Origin of the sequence: Bacillus mycoides (assembly GCF_018742245.1) — a bacterium.
GTDB lineage: Bacteria > Bacillota > Bacilli > Bacillales > Bacillaceae_G > Bacillus_A > Bacillus_A cereus_U.
Genome location: NZ_CP036132.1, coordinates 2236375 through 2252070, shown reverse-complemented (window position 1 = coordinate 2252070; position 15696 = coordinate 2236375). Strand labels below are relative to the sequence as shown.

The window sequence follows — 15696 nt, the reverse complement described above, 5'->3', positions numbered from 1 at the left end:
TAATTTCCCATACACTTCTTAACTTTCTACTACATTAATTCTTAATATTTTCTAAACTTTCAATATCCCCTTACGAATTTAAAGTATTGATTCTTGACAACATCTTGCGTACACGTACCTATGTATAACACACATAGAAAAAAGCCCTTGTTTTCATAACAAGGACTCTTTCGTTAAACTATTTCACCACCTCTTCTTTCGGCATTACCATACCTTTATAAAGTTGGACAGTAATCCAATAATAAATGAAATAAATTACTATGAAGATTCCTATTGGCATCCACACTTTTACAAATGGGTCAACTAATATGAAGCTGAATAAGTTAAGCCCTACTAAAACGTGGGAAATCCCAATAATTGCTGGGAAGATAAATAAATATGAGATTTCTTTATATATACTTTTTGTTAACATACTACGCCTCACACCGATTTTTCGTAGCATTTCATAACGGCGTACATCACGAGAAGCTCCTGTTAATATTTTAAACATAAGAGAACTCGCCATCATCGCTAAAAATGCAATTCCAAGGAAAAATCCCATAAACATTGTTCCGCTCATGAAACTATTCATGAACTGATAAATTGTCATTTTCGTATATAAGTCTACTTTTGTACCTGTTGTTTTTTCAATTACTTCTTCTTGTCTCTTATCTATTTCGATCAACAGTGGTTTATATTTTTTCATATCGTCTACTCTTACTAAAGTTACACTATGTTCCGTTCCTTGAACCGCTTTATAGTTTTCCTCATCAGCAATCCTTACAGGTTTTCCGTTAAATTGATTAAATGTAATTTGCAGTTCGCTTGCAATTGCATCCTCCCAATCTTTCGGCATGTTAGGCAATTTATTCTCATTTTTTTGAGCTTCCATAGATGTATATAAAGGCTCTGCCAAAGGCTCATTTACACGTTTACGAGCAGGTTCTTTTAAAGTTTTTGTATCAAAATGATCTGAAATAAGTGGTGGTTTTTCAGTTAAGTCGTTACGTAAATAATAAACCGCTTCTCCATCTACTTTATACTTATACTTGCTTTCTTCAACAATTTCCATTTCTTTTAATGCTGCTTTATCTTGTTCATTTGGATCATGAATTACGACATCATATACACGTGAGAAGTCTGTCATAATACCTACATTCTTTTGAAACGCCATACCTGCTGTCATGGCACCTGCACCTAATGCAATTAACATCGCTACAGTGCCTAGTACTCTCGATAAACTAGTTACTCGAAAACGTAACTGTGCATAAGTAAAACTATTTAATCCCGTTTCATTTCGTTTTTTATTCCCCTTAATTTTCATTACAAAAAGTGGGAGTAACGAGCTGAAAATGAAATACGTTCCTAATGTCGTAACAATTGTCGCTATTATAAATCCTAGTTCAGCAAACATTTTTATATTTACCATAAAATAGTATCCTGTACTTACTAGCAATACACCTAGTACTGTCATAATAACTGTGCGAGCTTTACTTTTCTTCACTTCATCTTGCGTTTCGTCTTCACGTATTAACTCTAATTCTGTTTTACGTAATAATCGGAAACTATTCATTACACCAGTAATGAAAAATAATATTAAGAAGAAAATAGATGTAACTAATATAGCTGGTGTGTATACAGATGCGTAATTACCTTTTGCTGAAATTTCCATTCCATTCATTAAAAAATTTCCTGCGATACTAGCTAGTATGATTCCTACTAAAATACCGATAATAATACTGACAATACCCATACCAAAAGTCTCAATAAATAATAATTGCGCTACTTTTTTCTTTTTCGCTCCAAGCATCATGTACATACCGAGTTCTTTTCTTCTTAATGTAAGTAAAAAAGAATTGGCATAAATGATGTAAAAAACTGTAATGAATGAGAGCAATATTGCACCAACCCAGAAGACGAGCCTAATACTACTAATGAGACTATTATCTTTTGTAAATTCACTATTCATCGCCATCGTTTGGAACATGTAAAAAATACTAATACTAATGACTAGACCAATAAGTAAAACCATATAATCCTTTAACATTTTTTTCATACTATGACGTGATAATTTGAATAACATAGTCTCGCCCCCTTACTTAGGCTCAGCTGCTGAGCCCATTTGGGCAAGCACACCTAAAATGTCTTGATAGAAATTTTCTCGTGTTCCTTGACGATTTAACTCTTTATAAAGTAGACCATCTTGAATAAATAAAATACGCTCACAGTAACTCGCACTAAATGCATCGTGTGTTACCATCAAAATACTGACATTGTGATTTTCATGTAAATCTTGCATCGCTTCTAATAAACTTTTTGCATTTTTACTATCAAGTGCTCCTGTCGGTTCATCTGCTAATACGATTGCCGGATTATGTACTAAAGCTCGTGCTGCCGCTGTTCTTTGTTTTTGTCCACCAGAAACAGCAGTCGGATATTTTGTTAAAATTTCAGTAATCCCTAATTTCTTTGCTACTTCATTTACTTTTCCAGTAATCTCACTTGACGGTACGCCTTGCAGGGAAAGTGGTAAAGCGATATTTTCATAAATTGATAAATTTTCTAGTAGATTAAAGTCTTGAAAAATAAATCCTAATTTTTGAGAACGAAAATCTGATAATGCATTCCCCTTCATAGAAGTAATATTTGTGCCAGCTATTGTTACACTGCCACCTGTCGCTTGATCAAGTGTACTAATCACATTTAGCAATGTAGTTTTACCAGATCCAGAAGGACCCATAATCCCTACAAACTCCCCTTCTTTAATACTTAATGAAACACCCCTTAATGCTTTTGACTGATTCTCATTTCTTTTCCCATACGTTTTTTCTACACTTTCTACAGTAACTACATTTGTTGACATCTCTTTCACTCCATCCCTTTTGTATAGTATAAATTTCCCATATATTTCTTATATTTTTCTCATAAAAATTCTTAAGAATTTTTAAATTTTCCAAATGCAGATTGAGATACATAAGAAATACAAACGATTTCTCTGCTTAATATTCTCATTTTTCTAAAATCCTTTCATTCGATTTCCCTTACATTTACCTTACATTTTTGTAAGGTAAAATAAAACATACCACTTCATAAGAGCATTTCTTTGGAATGAGAAATGCTTTTTATTTTCATCAAAATTAAAAAGATATTTCAATAACAATAATAATAAAATAAAAAACAATACAATTTTATTGCAAAACGATAAATTTCATAGTAAAATCATGTTGTTATTGCATAAGCGAGGTGCTTTTTATGAAACAAGTTACGACACTCTTTTTAAAGCTAGCTATTATTTTTATAGGAATCCCAGTTCTTGCATTGTGCATATTTTTGGTGCCTAAGATCGGGAATTTTGCTGGAGAATTGTATCCGGATATTGCTTATATGAAATCTCTCATTTTAATCGATATGTACGCGGCAGCGATACCTTTTTACTTTGCTCTGTATCAAGCTTTTAAACTTTTAAGCTATATTGATAAGAACCAAGAGTTCTCGGAATTATCAGTAAAGGCTTTAAAGAATATAAAATACTGTGCCATCACGATCAGTACCTTGTACTTGCTAGGTATGCCACTCTACTATCTCATGGCGAAAAAAATTGATCCTCCAAGTTTCATACCAATCGGATTGACCATCATTTTCGCCTCTATGGCGATCGCCGTTTTTGCTGCTGTTCTCCAAAGGCTTTTACAAGAAGCTATTAATATAAAATCAGAAAATGATTTAACTGTCTGAGGTGGAGGATATGGAAATTATTATTAATATTGATGTGATGTAGCAAAACGAAAAATGAGCATAATGGAGCTTTCGGAGAGGGTTGGGATTACGATGGCGAATCTTTCCATTCTGAAAAATGGGAAAGCAAAAGCGGTTCGTTTTTCAACATTAGAAGCGATATGTAAGAATTCAGGTTGTCAACCAGGTGATATTTTGGAGTACAAAAGCGACGAATTCACTCAATAAATACAGACAACAACTTTCTTCAACCAATGGGATTAAATAGTGAAATTAAAATGAAGGGATAGCAATTAAGCTATCCCTTCTCTGCGTTTATTATTGTTATTTAATATATCTTTAATTACTTTAAATTCAGTATTACAGAATTAATGGTGTGTTTTATTATCAATCTCTATTTCCTATTTTTTATTTCCTCTTTCATACTTTCCACAAACGCATCTAGTTCAACAACTTCCGACTTCTCTTCCCCATATTTTCGTACATTTACAGCTTTGCTTTCCATTTCTTTATCACCAATAACAAGGACATATGGAACTTTCTGCATTTGCGCTTCTCTTATTTTATATCCTAATTTTTCACTTCGAATATCCCGTTCAACACGAATACCCGCTTGTTTTAGTTTATCTTCAATTTCTTTTGCATACTGTTCATGTACTGCATTTGAAACTGGAATTACTTTCACTTGAACCGGTGCCACCCACGCTGGGAACGCGCCTCCAAAGTGCTCAATTAATATTGCTAAGAAACGATCTAAAGATCCTAAAACTGCTCGGTGAATGACAACTGGTCTTCTCTTTTCATTATTCTCATCTATATAATTTAAATCAAATTTCTCTGGCATTTGGAAATCAAGCTGGATTGTTCCGCACTGATGACTTCTATTTAAAGCATCTTTAATATGGAAATCAATTTTCGGTCCGTAAAATGCACCATCACCTTCATTTAATCTATATTTATAATTTAATGATTGTAATACATTTGCTAATGCTGCTTCTGCTTGCTCCCATAATTTATCATCACCCATTGAATCTTCTGGACGAGTAGAAAGCTCTACTTCATACTCAAATCCAAAAGTTTTATATACGTAATCAATTTGCGCCATTACTGATTTGATTTCATCTTCAATTTGTTCTGGTGTTACAAATAAATGAGCATCATCTTGGCAGAAAGTACGAACTCTTAATAATCCGTTTAAAGCGCCACTAAATTCATGTCGATGCACTTGACCGAACTCACACATACGAATCGGTAATTCACGATAAGAATGTAATTTATTTTTAAACATAAGCATATGGCCTGGGCAGTTCATCGGTTTTAATGCAAAACTTTTATGATCCACTTCTGAGAAATACATATTGTCTTTGTAATGTCCCCAGTGTCCTGACTTCTCCCATAATTCTTGATTCATCATAAATGGAGTGCGCACTTCTTGATAATTGTACTCATTTTGAATTTTTCTTAAAAATGCTTCTAATTCATTGCGAATAATCTGTCCTTTTGGCAAGTAAAACGGCATTCCCGGAGCCTCTTCCGAAAACATAAACAATTCAAGTTCACTACCTAATTTCCGATGATTTCTCTTCGCAGCCTCTTCAACAAAATGCAAATAATTTTCTAATTCTTTTTGTGAAGCAAATGCCACACCGTATATACGCTGAAGCACTTGATTGTTACTATCACCTCGCCAATATGCACCAGAAACATGAGTTAATTGAAATGCTTTCAGATAACCAGTAGATGGCAAATGTGGTCCTCTACATAAATCTACAAATTCACCTTGTTTATAAAGTGTTACACTTTCCTCATTAGGAATTGCTTCTAAAAGCTCTAATTTCAAACTATCATTCATTTCTTGAAACAGTTTTTTTGCTTCTTCTCGAGAGATTTCAACTCGTTCTATCTTTACATTTTCATTTATAATATTTTTCATTTCTTTTTCTATTTTCGGTAAATCTTCTACGTTTACACTACTTTGAAGATCCATATCATAATAAAATCCATTCTCAATAACTGGCCCTACTCCAAGCTTCACATCACCATAAATTCTTTTCACAGCTTGCGCTAATATATGTGCCGCAGAGTGTCTTGCAATTTCTACACCTTCATTTGAGTCAATAGTAATAATTTCTACTTCTGCATTCTCTTCAATGTTTCGTCGTAAATCAAAAGACTGCTCATTAACTTTTCCTGCGACTGCTTTCTTTTTCAAGCTGCTACTAATCGAACCAGCGATTTCTTCTAAAGTAATACCTTTCACAAATTCTTTAACGCTACCATCTGGAAATTTAATTTCGATCATCTGTTCTTTCATTTTTCATCTCTCCATTTCATAATAAAAAGCACACTCATCCCTAAAATAGGGACGAGTGTGCTTTTACCCGTGGTTCCACCCAGATTCCCATCACAAAAATGTAATGGCTTCTTTTACGGTAACGTCGTTTACACGGCACTAGATACTTGATTTCCCCAGTGCAGCTCTAAGGTGGTAAGTTATTTTTCTGCGTTAGGAAGTTCTCAGCTTTCCTTCCTTCTCTGTATAACCGGTTAAAATAACTCATGTCCTTTTCTTCGCTTATTATGAAATAAAATATAAAAAAGCATATTCATCCCTAGTAAATAGGGACGAATATGCTTATATTCGTGGTTCCACCCAGATTCCCATCACAAAAAACATAATGGCTTCTTTTGCGATAACGTCGCTTACACGGCACTAGATACTTGATTTCCCCAGTGCAGCTCTAAGGTGGTAAGTTATTTTTCTGCGTTAGGAAGTTCTCAGCTTTTCTTCCCTCTCTGTATAACCGTTTAAAATAACTCGTGTCCTTTTCTTTGCTTTTGTAACAAATCCATTTATTGTTATTTAATATATCCTATTCAATCCATTTTTACAAGTGTTAAAAATACATTTTTTATTCAATAAAAAAAGAAACCAAAAACATTTTTTGATTTCCCCTTCTCTTTTTTACCAATCTTGTGGTTCGTAATTCAAATCTGAAAATAGTCGTTTTTTCTCTTTTTTCGATAAATCTCTCCACTGTCCAACTGGTAAATTATTCAACTCAATATTCATAATTCTCGTACGTTTTAACGTGTATACTTGATAACCTAAAGCTTCACACATACGGCGAATTTGACGATTCAATCCTTGCGTTAAAATAATTTGGAACTCATATTTTGATAACTGTGTAATCTCACAAGGAAGAGTTTTTGTATCTAAAATTTTAACACCTGCTGCCATTTTCTCTAAAAACTCCGGTGTAATCGGCTTATCTACTGAAACGATATATTCTTTCTCATGTTTGTTTTCAGCACGTAAAATCTCATTAACGATATCGCCATCATTCGTTAACAAAATTAAACCGTCTGAGTCTTTATCGAGACGTCCAATGTGATTGATTCGTAAAGGATGATTCACTAAATCGATAATATTACCTTTTACTGCTTTTTCACTTGTACATGTAATACCTACTGGTTTATTTAAAGCGATATACACATGGTCTCGAGCAATACGAAGTTGCTCTCCATTTACTCGTACGTCATCACCTGGATTTACTTGGTCACCAATTTTTGCAACCTTACCGTTAATAATTACTTTTCTCTCGTTAATTAACTTATCTGCTCCACGTCGAGACGCTTTTCCAGCTTCACTAATAAATTTATTGATACGCAAGTTAGGCACATCCTTTTCATAAAAAATTTCAAGCTCACACTGCTTCTACCGTACAATACAAAAGGGTAAGCCTCCTATTATAACTTAAATATATTAACATGAAAGGGTATATGACGTCTTCACTTAATTACATGTTTACACGAAAATAATTGGTCCTCTTTTCCTTTTCACCTCAAACTGTTTAGCAGTCAATAGATTAACCCTTGAATATAACATCATTTATTTACTTTTTTCATAGATAATATACCGATATAAGTTTGATTAATAATGCCTAAATAACTCACAATATGTGAAAAACAAAAAAGAATCCTTTTGAAAATAATCAAAATGGATCCTTCTTCAGCTAAAATAATACTAGTTTTTATACAAAAGGGTTTTTAATAATTATAACCTTTAATTGAAAACATCATTCAATATCGTTCAACAAACAAAGTAATCTCAAAAGCCCCTAATTTTTTATGCTTCAATATTTTCTTCACATACTCCAAAAAGAAGCCCTTGATTATCTATACAATAAGCAAAGTAACCCATATTAGGAATAGCAGTTTTAGGTACAACTACTTGTCCACCATTTTCAGTAACTTTCTTTATGTACTCATCAACTGAAGGTACTTCAATCGAATTAGTCGTCCTAGTAGCACCATCAGGTGATTTCATTAATCCACCATCGATACCAGGTCTATCACTCTCACCTGTAATTATGAACCAATAGTCATGTGGCCCAGGCATTTTTTCAAACTTCCATCCAAAACTATTTGTATAAAATTGAATAGCTTCTTCAGGGTTTGGAACTTGCAATTCAAATCTTAAAACTTTACTCATTTAAATACCCCCTCTTGTTCTTGTACAAAACAATTATACAAGAACAAACGTTCCATTTCAACTTTATCTAAACCAGCTACTTTAACAAGTTCTAACTTTATTTCGAAGCGGCAACAGACCATTCTTCCTTCCTAATAACTTTCTTTCCATTTATATTTTCAACATACTCATTTACATTTGCTAACTGATATAACTCAGGAAAAATTTCTTTCATATAACGTTCATGTACTATTTCATCTTGCCAATAAGTTAATACTATGTAACGATTTTCATTCTTTAAAGACTTCCCTACAACTCCACCTAATATCCCTTTTGCATTTTCCATTCCTTTATTCCAAATTGTTTCTTGCGTATGTAAAAAATTCTTTTCTTTTCCTTCTTTCACATCGCAAATTGCAACTCTTACAAATGACCCTTGTGCAATTACGTCTTTCAAAGGAGTTTCTGTTATATCATACAACGTTTGAAACATTTCAATATTACAGGAAATATATGTGCCTTCTTGATTACTATTTAAAAAAATTGTATCATGAGCATCATTCATGAATGATTGATATGCATTTCTATCTTCCCATAAAGTATATACACACGCTTCTTCTTCATTCCACCCACCAAATTGTCCATGGAATCCGTCTAAATACTGTAAATCACGCCATTTTTCTTGTGCATCAGAAAACAATTCCCTTTTCTCTTCTTCCACCTTGCAAAATATTGTTTTTAATAGCATTTCTAATCCCCCTTATGATACGGTTCATTTCCCACTTGCAATACTTTCTACTTTTCCACCAACGCAAACATTAATTTTACTCTCAATCACCTCCGCTTGTATATGTATTAGAGAATGGCGATTTATCTCATAACCTTGTTCAACACGAATATTTATCTTTTCAGTTCCAAAATAACGATATTTTATAAGATACGCCGCTAAAAATCCATTTGAGCTTCCTGTTGCCGCATCCTCTGGGATTCCATAATAATCTGCAAAATCACGGGCATTTAGATTATTGATTTCCTAACTAGAAAATTCCTGATTTGCCATAAACACTGCAAGTTGATTACCTGAATACTTACCTTGCGAAAATATATCCACAATGTAAAAATCCAAATATCTCGCCTCTCTTCTTTGCTTCAATATAATCTGTTTACATAATTAAATTATAGTTTATTGAAATTGTGTATTTTTCAAAGAATCCTCTGCTTTTTCTATTAACCAATCACCAAACGTATCTAAAAATGATAATATTTCTTCTATATCTTTTATCGGCTCAATTACATATTGTAGTGCTTTCCTCATATTTTTTTCTTGTTCGGGAAAATGCTTACTAAATAACTCATATGCTGGATATAAGTCCCTGGAATAAAGCCCTTCTCTATCAATTGTTAATGCTAGACCTGCCCTGACTACTATCTTCATGATCCAACGACAACAATCCTCTATATCATCCACGTCCTTATTATGAATTAACTCTTCGTGTGTTTGTTCAATTTGTTTCCGCAAATGAATGAGATGTTCATACACTATCTCCTGACTTACTTTATATTTAGGTAAATATAATTTTACGTCTTCCCCTAATATACATACACTATGTGTCTGAATCATAAATCCTATAAAAGAAAAATCTTCTGAGTTTATTACTTCTTTTTCACTATAAAAACTTAACTCCACTCCTGATATACAATTAAACTGCTGTGTAATTTGGACTTCTAGCTTCTTTCTCCAGCTTAAGTCTATTACTTGAGGATCCTTTCGAACTAATATAATCATATCTACATCTGCAATCCCTTCTATCCCAATCCCTCTTGGAATAGAACCCCTTATATAAACACTGTGCAAATCATCCCGCAAAAATTGACAACAAGTATCCTTTATTTCTTGTATTACCTCCAAAAACACAGGCTGAATTTTATTAAAATGTGCATCGTTTATAATAAATCCTTTATCATCCACAGGACAAAAACGCCCTATTTTTTTTATTCTTGGCAATTTATCAACTCATTTCCCTATAAAATATTGGTTTATTCCACACATACAACAATTATAATTCAAACAATTCAGAGTTGAAATTTTGAGAGTAGGACGTAAAGAATCCTACGGTGTCATTTACGTCCCATCTCTTTTATCACCATTCGTTTTTCAAATATATAATAAATAATCTCCCCGGGATCATGAAATAGAAGATAAATTAGGAATATCAAAAAAATAAGTTTATTTACTATTTCAAAATAAAAAATGATTGCATTTCACTAATTGTATATCTATAATATTTTTATTGATTCTATACACAATCAATGCGTTTACGTTTTTAATTTTATAATTCGGATGAACCATTCAGGAGAAGGTCTATTGATCTACCGACGGGGCAAAAAGTTGCTGAACCAACTTTGAAACTCTCAGGTCTTGTTTACAAGTAGAACTGCATGGGGACGAATCTCTGGAGAGACTCCCTCTCGCTTTTGTATAGCGCGGAGGAAAACGAGCACCGAAGGAGCAAATCCGCTAATCTAGCGGATAATCTCTCAGGTAAAAGGACAGAGACAAGCGAAAGAAAATGCCGATTTGTATCGGTTTATTTTTCTATCCCTTGTTTCTCCAGAGACCATTTCATTTCCTTGAAGTGGTTTTTATTTTTTCTAAAAAAGGAGAATACAGATGGAAACAGTAAGTAAAGTATTAGAACAAATTAATCAGTATGTGTGGGGGTTACCAACTTTGTTGCTACTCGTTGGAACTGGTATCATTCTCACAGTGCGCTTAAAAGGTTTACAGTTTAGTAAACTAATATACGCTCACAAACTAGCTTTTAAAAAATCAGAGGATACATCATCTTCTGGAGATATTAGTCACTTCCAAGCACTGATGACAGCTATGGCTGCAACGATTGGTATGGGAAATATAGCAGGTGTCGCAACTGCTGTGACAATCGGTGGACCCGGCGCAATCTTTTGGATGTGGATTACTGCTTTATTCGGAATGGCAACAAAGTATGCCGAAGCAATCCTTGCAGTGAAATACCGTGTTAGTAATGAAAATGGTGAATACTCAGGTGGACCAATGTATTATTTAGAGCGTGGCTTAGGTAAGAAATGGCTTGCTGTTTTATTCGCTATATTCGGTGCAACTGCTTCTTTCGGTATCGGTAATATGGTGCAATCTAACTCAGTTGCAGAGGCAATGCGAATTAATTTCTCTTTACCCCCTGCTTTAACTGGTATATTAATGTCCTTTTTAATCGCTATTGTCATTTTAGGCGGTGTAAAAAAAATCGGGAAAGTGACGGGATTTATCGTTCCTATTAAAGCTTTCTTTTATGTAATCGCTGGCCTTATTATTATCTTCTATCACTTTGATCAAATTCCAGAAGCGTTTTCACTTATTTTTTCTGGTGCATTTCAAGGTACTGCAGCTGCTGGTGGTTTTATCGGAGCAACAGTTGCATCTGCAATTCAAATCGGAATGGCGCGTGGTGTATTTGCTAACGAGGCTGGTTTAGGGAGTGCTCCTATTGCTGCGGCTGCGGCCAAAACAGATTCACCTGCAAAACAAGCTTTAGTTTCTATGACTGGTACTTTTCTAGATACATTTATTGTATGTACAATTACGGGGCTAGTATTAATTACTACAGGCGCATGGAAATCAGGTAAAACTGGTGTTGAAGCTACAACATTAGCATTCCAATCCGTATTCGGTACTGCTGGTAGTATGATTCTCGGTATCGCCATTATATTATTCGCCTACTCTACTATTTTAGGTTGGTCGTATTACGGAGAGAAGTGTGTTGCTTATTTATTTGGACAAGGTGCTGTACGATATTATAAAGCAATCTTTATCGTTATGATTGCTATTGGCGCTAATTTAAAATTAGGTGTTGTATGGACATTTGCCGATATTGCGAATGGACTTATGGCGATACCAAACTTAATTGGTCTAATTGGATTAAGTGGTGTAGTTGTCGCTGAAACAAATCGGTTTTTACAAGCAGAGAAATTTAAAAAAAGCAATAAAAAACAGGCAAGTTAATGTTTGCTTGAAATAAAGTCAGTTCAAATTTCATTACAAATATCGATTGTATATAGAATAAACTCACACATTTTGAAACATGATTGTTCAAAATATGTGGGTTTTAATTATTATCCACTTAAACAAACACAACTATTAGTTTAAGAATATGCCTTCATGACTAACATAAATAACGCTTTCTTTAAACAGTATAACTTTATTTTAAAGCCACAGTTAATCTATCAAAAAAAGAATGACTCATATATAATCAGCATTCCTTTTTCAAACTATATTATTCCCTATCCTTCTGAACCATATGTAAATAAAGTACAAAATCCATCATAGTCGAGGAATGACCAAGTTGACGAATCATCGCTGTTATATTCCCTCTATGATATGTACCATGATTTACGACGTGTTGTACTAGCTCTAAAATTGAAGTTTCTAATTTCCCTACATAAGGGTTCTCAATAACAAATACAGCATTTACTTCTTTTAGTGTACTTAGAAATTCTTTATACTGATTGGCCATATTTATAAACATTTTTTCTAATTCATGTAACGACTTTGCTTCGACTTGTTTTTGTAGTTTTTCACGATCTTGTATTGCCTCACTCATACTTTTACCATGTAATATGTGTAACCATACGTAATCAGTAATATAAATATGTGCAAAAGTATCCTTAATTGATGGAAATACACTCTGTACCTTTTCGTTGAAGATTATCTCATAATTTGGTAGCTCTTTTAATCGATTGAATAAGCGTGTATTAGCCCATACATGATAATCAAACTGTTTTAACATGTAATCTTTCAATTTACATCGCCTCCTTATTGTATGAAACGAATGTTTTGTTTCTTCATTTCCGATTCTCTATCAGCTTTTACAATCCCTTTTTCATTAATTTCATGTTTATTTATAGTTTTATATTTTACATACGCATGAAATTCTGTTTTAAATGGAAACGGTATAATTCGAATTGTTTCTTCATCCACCCACTCAGCTTGAATAAGTTTCTCCTCCTTACTATTAAACATTTCTGTTCCTTCAAAACCATCTTTAAACAAATCAATTTCATTTTTCTTTTTTACACCAGGCTTATTCATGCATACATATAAAGAAAGTTCATCACAAAACTTTAATAATCTATAATGTTTATCGAACATCGCAAATTGTTCTTTTGTTAACGTTTTCAATATTCTTTTTTGTCGTTCCAATTCCCCTGTATAAAATGACATCATCTCTTCGTCTTCCTCATTTAATGGAAACGATAAAAAATGTTTACTACAAAGTAACGCCCCATATGGATTAGAATCTTCAATTTCATTCAAACCAATTGTATAAAAAACAAAGCGTAATGAACTTGGACAATCCATAAATGTATATGGAATATTTTTAGTATCATTCAAAATTGGTACTTTATCAAGTTCTATCCATCCTCTATCATGCTCATATATTGCATCAATTGTCTCTTTTAAGTATGTTTTATCTTCAAAAAAATCTTCTTTTATATGGCTTGCAATTTCTCCAGCTAAAAAACCATGATCATGTTGACGAATTAATATACTCTCTTTCTCATTCTTTTCACGAAAGATCATCCGTATACTCCCCCTCATCTTCATTTTACAGCTTTTGTATACATCAATTCATAATAAATTCCCTTATAATTGCAGGGATTCAGTTTCTTTCAACGAAATTAACATAACTATACAGCATTCTTTCTAATCACGAAGATAGCTTTATCTTTACTAACCATTATACTAAAACATTCATTCTAAAAATTTTTTTATGAGGTGAAAACATGAACAAAACAGAATTAGTTAAAAATGTAGCACAATCAGCTGATATTTCTCAAAAGGAAGCTTCTGCAGCTGTACAATCCGTATTTGACACAATTGCTAATGCATTACAATCTGGCGATAAAGTGCAACTGATCGGTTTTGGAACTTTTGAAGTGCGTGAAAGATCTGCTCGTACAGGGCGTAATCCGCAAACTGGAGAAGAAATTCAGATTGCTGCTGGTAAAGTTCCAGCATTTAAAGCAGGTAAAGAATTAAAAGAAGCTGTAAAATAAATAAGAAACCAGCCATTTTATAGGCTGGTTTCTTGTTTATTTCTTATTTAAGCAGTTCCTGTATATTCTCTGCATGATACACTTCACAAATATAAAATATACATTTGCAGTTCCTTACAATTTGATATTTTCTAGTTGGATAAACATTCGCTGAAACAGAACATCCATCAAACAATTCAATAATATTTCCAGATGGCTGATATCCTTCATATAATACGTTTCTTCTTACTTCCATCTTTTCTATAAGTTTTTCAACTGGAATATTTCCATCCTCTAATTCTTGCTTTATAGTATGGGGTAAAAACGAAGTGTCTGCAAAAATTAGATTTTCAGATAACACCTTATCTTTATAACTAATATTAGATACGCGGTAAAGAAATGTTCCGTTTTTATCAAAGAAATTTTTTGCTTCTTTCGGAATGTACTGTCTATCAATTACCTCTTGTTCTAGAACATCAAATTGAACTGTATCATTCAAAAGCTTTTCTAAAGCAAGAATAGATGATGTATCTCCAGAAAATAAAATATTTTTAATTGCTTGTACATTATAAGTTAATTCGCTTTTTCTATTTTCCGCCACTAACATGAGGAACACCTCTTCTATAAAATATTTTATTAAATTGATTTATAATTTAATAGCGATACCGCGTCTAACTGCGTAATTTCAGTTACTTCTTTACTAAATATTGCAATGGAAGCCATATAATCTAAACTAGGTCTTACATCTTCCATCATTGTATTTTCTGCTAACTCTTGTCTATCTTTAAAAATCAACAATTTTGGAGGGTCATTTGGAGCTGATACTGTAATTTCTACTGGTGGGATCAATAGTCCTTCACCTGTCGCTTTCAGCACTGCTTCTTTTCGAGTCCAATATGTTAAAAATCCTTCTAGTCGCTGCTCATCAGGTAACTTCATAACTTGTGCTATTTCAATGTCTGTTAATACGCCCTCTGCCATTTTCATAACATCTACATTTGGATTCATTTGCTCAACATCAACACCCACAGGTGCAGATTTAGTAAATGCAACAACAACCCACTCACCCGAATGTGAGACTGATATTTGCGGCATACCTTCTGGTAACTGTGGTCTGCCATGTTGTAATTTACATACTGGGCACATTCGATCAATTGGCACTTGAACTGGCGACATAGAAAGTACCTTTCCAAGTACTAATCTACTAATTACACAACCTATTATAAAACGCGCACGGTCTGCCGAATGATGATATGAATTTGCTTTCTCTCGCTCTACATCATTTAGTAAATTGTAATGCCATGATTGTAAATCTGAAATTCTTGCCCACCATATTTGACAACTATTCTCATTAAGAGTTAGTACAGAATCTACAACTTTACTCTCTATCATGTAAACTCTCTCCTTTTAAATGCCAATATCACTTTATTTTAAAA

General features: G+C 33.2%; 15 protein-coding genes, 1 pseudogene, 1 riboswitch and 2 other annotated features. Of the genes and pseudogenes, 4 read left to right on the top strand and 12 right to left on the bottom strand.

The genetic code is table 11. The features are described from left to right. Nucleotides 1–178: 178 nt before the first annotated feature. Nucleotides 179–2062, bottom strand: coding sequence for an ABC transporter permease (locus tag EXW56_RS11420; protein ID WP_002200546.1), 1884 nt, complete (start codon nt 2060–2062; stop codon nt 179–181). Between the two features lie 12 nt (nt 2063–2074). Next, complete coding sequence (locus EXW56_RS11415) at nt 2075–2851, bottom strand: ABC transporter ATP-binding protein (protein WP_080013719.1); 777 nt, start codon at nt 2849–2851, stop codon at nt 2075–2077. 380 nt (nt 2852–3231) lie between these two features. On the opposite strand from EXW56_RS11415, the gene EXW56_RS11410 reads away from it, so the two are divergent. Together EXW56_RS11410 and EXW56_RS11405 are read left to right on the top strand one after the other, a co-directional pair. Further along, entirely contained in the window at nt 3232–3714 is a 483-nt protein-coding gene (locus EXW56_RS11410) for a DUF2975 domain-containing protein (protein ID WP_002200548.1), read from the top strand. Between the two features lie 10 nt (nt 3715–3724). Beyond that, a pseudogene (locus EXW56_RS11405) lies at nt 3725–3942 on the top strand (helix-turn-helix domain-containing protein). 166 nt (nt 3943–4108) lie between these two features. On the opposite strand, the gene thrS reads toward EXW56_RS11405, so the two are convergent. The 6 genes from thrS to EXW56_RS11375 all read right to left on the bottom strand — a co-directional run bounded on the left by thrS (nt 4109) and on the right by EXW56_RS11375 (nt 10193). After that, entirely contained in the window at nt 4109–6028 is a 1920-nt protein-coding gene (gene thrS, locus EXW56_RS11400) for a threonine--tRNA ligase (RefSeq protein ID WP_002200550.1), read from the bottom strand. A gap of 44 nt (nt 6029–6072) precedes the next feature. Then, nucleotides 6073–6295: a binding site (T-box leader), on the bottom strand. A gap of 37 nt (nt 6296–6332) precedes the next feature. Further along, nucleotides 6333–6556, bottom strand: a binding site (T-box leader). A gap of 123 nt (nt 6557–6679) precedes the next feature. After that, entirely contained in the window at nt 6680–7387 is a 708-nt protein-coding gene (locus EXW56_RS11395) for a pseudouridine synthase (RefSeq protein ID WP_002200551.1), read from the bottom strand. A 456-nt stretch (nt 7388–7843) separates the two neighbouring features. Then, a complete protein-coding gene (locus EXW56_RS11390; protein ID WP_215597485.1) occupies nt 7844–8209 on the bottom strand; it encodes a VOC family protein in 366 nt (121 codons plus the stop codon). Nucleotides 8210–8306: 97 nt separating this feature from the next. Then, complete coding sequence (locus EXW56_RS11385; protein ID WP_002200554.1) at nt 8307–8936, bottom strand: YdbC family protein; 630 nt, start codon at nt 8934–8936, stop codon at nt 8307–8309. A 24-nt stretch (nt 8937–8960) separates the two neighbouring features. Next, entirely contained in the window at nt 8961–9218 is a 258-nt protein-coding gene (locus tag EXW56_RS11380; protein WP_080013771.1) for a PhzF family phenazine biosynthesis protein, read from the bottom strand. Between the two features lie 153 nt (nt 9219–9371). Further along, a complete protein-coding gene (locus EXW56_RS11375; protein WP_002200555.1) occupies nt 9372–10193 on the bottom strand; it encodes a hypothetical protein in 822 nt (273 codons plus the stop codon). 438 nt (nt 10194–10631) lie between these two features. Continuing rightward, nucleotides 10632–10752: riboswitch (glycine riboswitch) on the top strand. A 107-nt stretch (nt 10753–10859) separates the two neighbouring features. Between EXW56_RS11375 and EXW56_RS11370 the strand changes: the two genes are divergently transcribed. Next, nucleotides 10860–12227, top strand: coding sequence for an alanine/glycine:cation symporter family protein (locus EXW56_RS11370; protein WP_215597484.1), 1368 nt, complete (start codon nt 10860–10862; stop codon nt 12225–12227). Nucleotides 12228–12498: 271 nt separating this feature from the next. On the opposite strand, the gene EXW56_RS11365 is transcribed toward EXW56_RS11370, so the two are convergent. Next, nucleotides 12499–13023: a DinB family protein gene (locus tag EXW56_RS11365; protein WP_215597483.1), complete on the bottom strand. Its 525-nt coding sequence runs from the start codon at nt 13021–13023 to the stop codon at nt 12499–12501. Nucleotides 13024–13037: 14 nt separating this feature from the next. After that, nucleotides 13038–13805 (bottom strand): DUF3891 family protein, encoded by a 768-nt coding sequence (locus tag EXW56_RS11360; RefSeq protein ID WP_002200558.1) that lies wholly within the window; start codon nt 13803–13805, stop codon nt 13038–13040. A 203-nt stretch (nt 13806–14008) separates the two neighbouring features. On the opposite strand from EXW56_RS11360, the gene EXW56_RS11355 reads away from it, so the two are divergent. Next, on the top strand, nt 14009–14281 hold the full coding sequence (locus EXW56_RS11355; RefSeq protein WP_002200559.1) for an HU family DNA-binding protein: 273 nt from the start codon (nt 14009–14011) through the stop codon (nt 14279–14281). Nucleotides 14282–14324: 43 nt separating this feature from the next. Here EXW56_RS11355 and EXW56_RS11350 read toward each other — a convergent pair whose 3' ends face one another. Continuing rightward, nucleotides 14325–14867, bottom strand: a complete 543-nt coding sequence (locus EXW56_RS11350; protein WP_215597482.1) for a chorismate pyruvate-lyase family protein — start codon at nt 14865–14867, stop codon at nt 14325–14327. 29 nt (nt 14868–14896) lie between these two features. Beyond that, a complete protein-coding gene (gene sfp, locus EXW56_RS11345; protein ID WP_215597481.1) occupies nt 14897–15652 on the bottom strand; it encodes a 4'-phosphopantetheinyl transferase Sfp in 756 nt (251 codons plus the stop codon). Nucleotides 15653–15696: the final 44 nt, after the last annotated feature.

Bases quoted from the DNA above. Each gene is read 5' to 3' on its own strand.
- EXW56_RS11420 (WP_002200546.1), bottom strand. From the start codon at position 2,062: ATGTTATTCAAATTATCACGTCATAGTATGAAAAAAATGTTAAAGGAT.
- EXW56_RS11410 (WP_002200548.1), top strand. From the start codon at position 3,232: ATGAAACAAGTTACGACACTCTTTTTAAAGCTAGCTATTATTTTTATA.
- thrS (WP_002200550.1), bottom strand. From the start codon at position 6,028: ATGAAAGAACAGATGATCGAAATTAAATTTCCAGATGGTAGCGTTAAA.
- EXW56_RS11390 (WP_215597485.1), bottom strand. From the start codon at position 8,209: ATGAGTAAAGTTTTAAGATTTGAATTGCAAGTTCCAAACCCTGAAGAA.
- EXW56_RS11385 (WP_002200554.1), bottom strand. From the start codon at position 8,936: ATGCTATTAAAAACAATATTTTGCAAGGTGGAAGAAGAGAAAAGGGAA.
- EXW56_RS11370 (WP_215597484.1), top strand. From the start codon at position 10,860: ATGGAAACAGTAAGTAAAGTATTAGAACAAATTAATCAGTATGTGTGG.
- EXW56_RS11360 (WP_002200558.1), bottom strand. From the start codon at position 13,805: ATGATCTTTCGTGAAAAGAATGAGAAAGAGAGTATATTAATTCGTCAA.
- EXW56_RS11355 (WP_002200559.1), top strand. From the start codon at position 14,009: ATGAACAAAACAGAATTAGTTAAAAATGTAGCACAATCAGCTGATATT.
- EXW56_RS11350 (WP_215597482.1), bottom strand. From the start codon at position 14,867: ATGTTAGTGGCGGAAAATAGAAAAAGCGAATTAACTTATAATGTACAA.
- sfp (WP_215597481.1), bottom strand. From the start codon at position 15,652: ATGATAGAGAGTAAAGTTGTAGATTCTGTACTAACTCTTAATGAGAAT.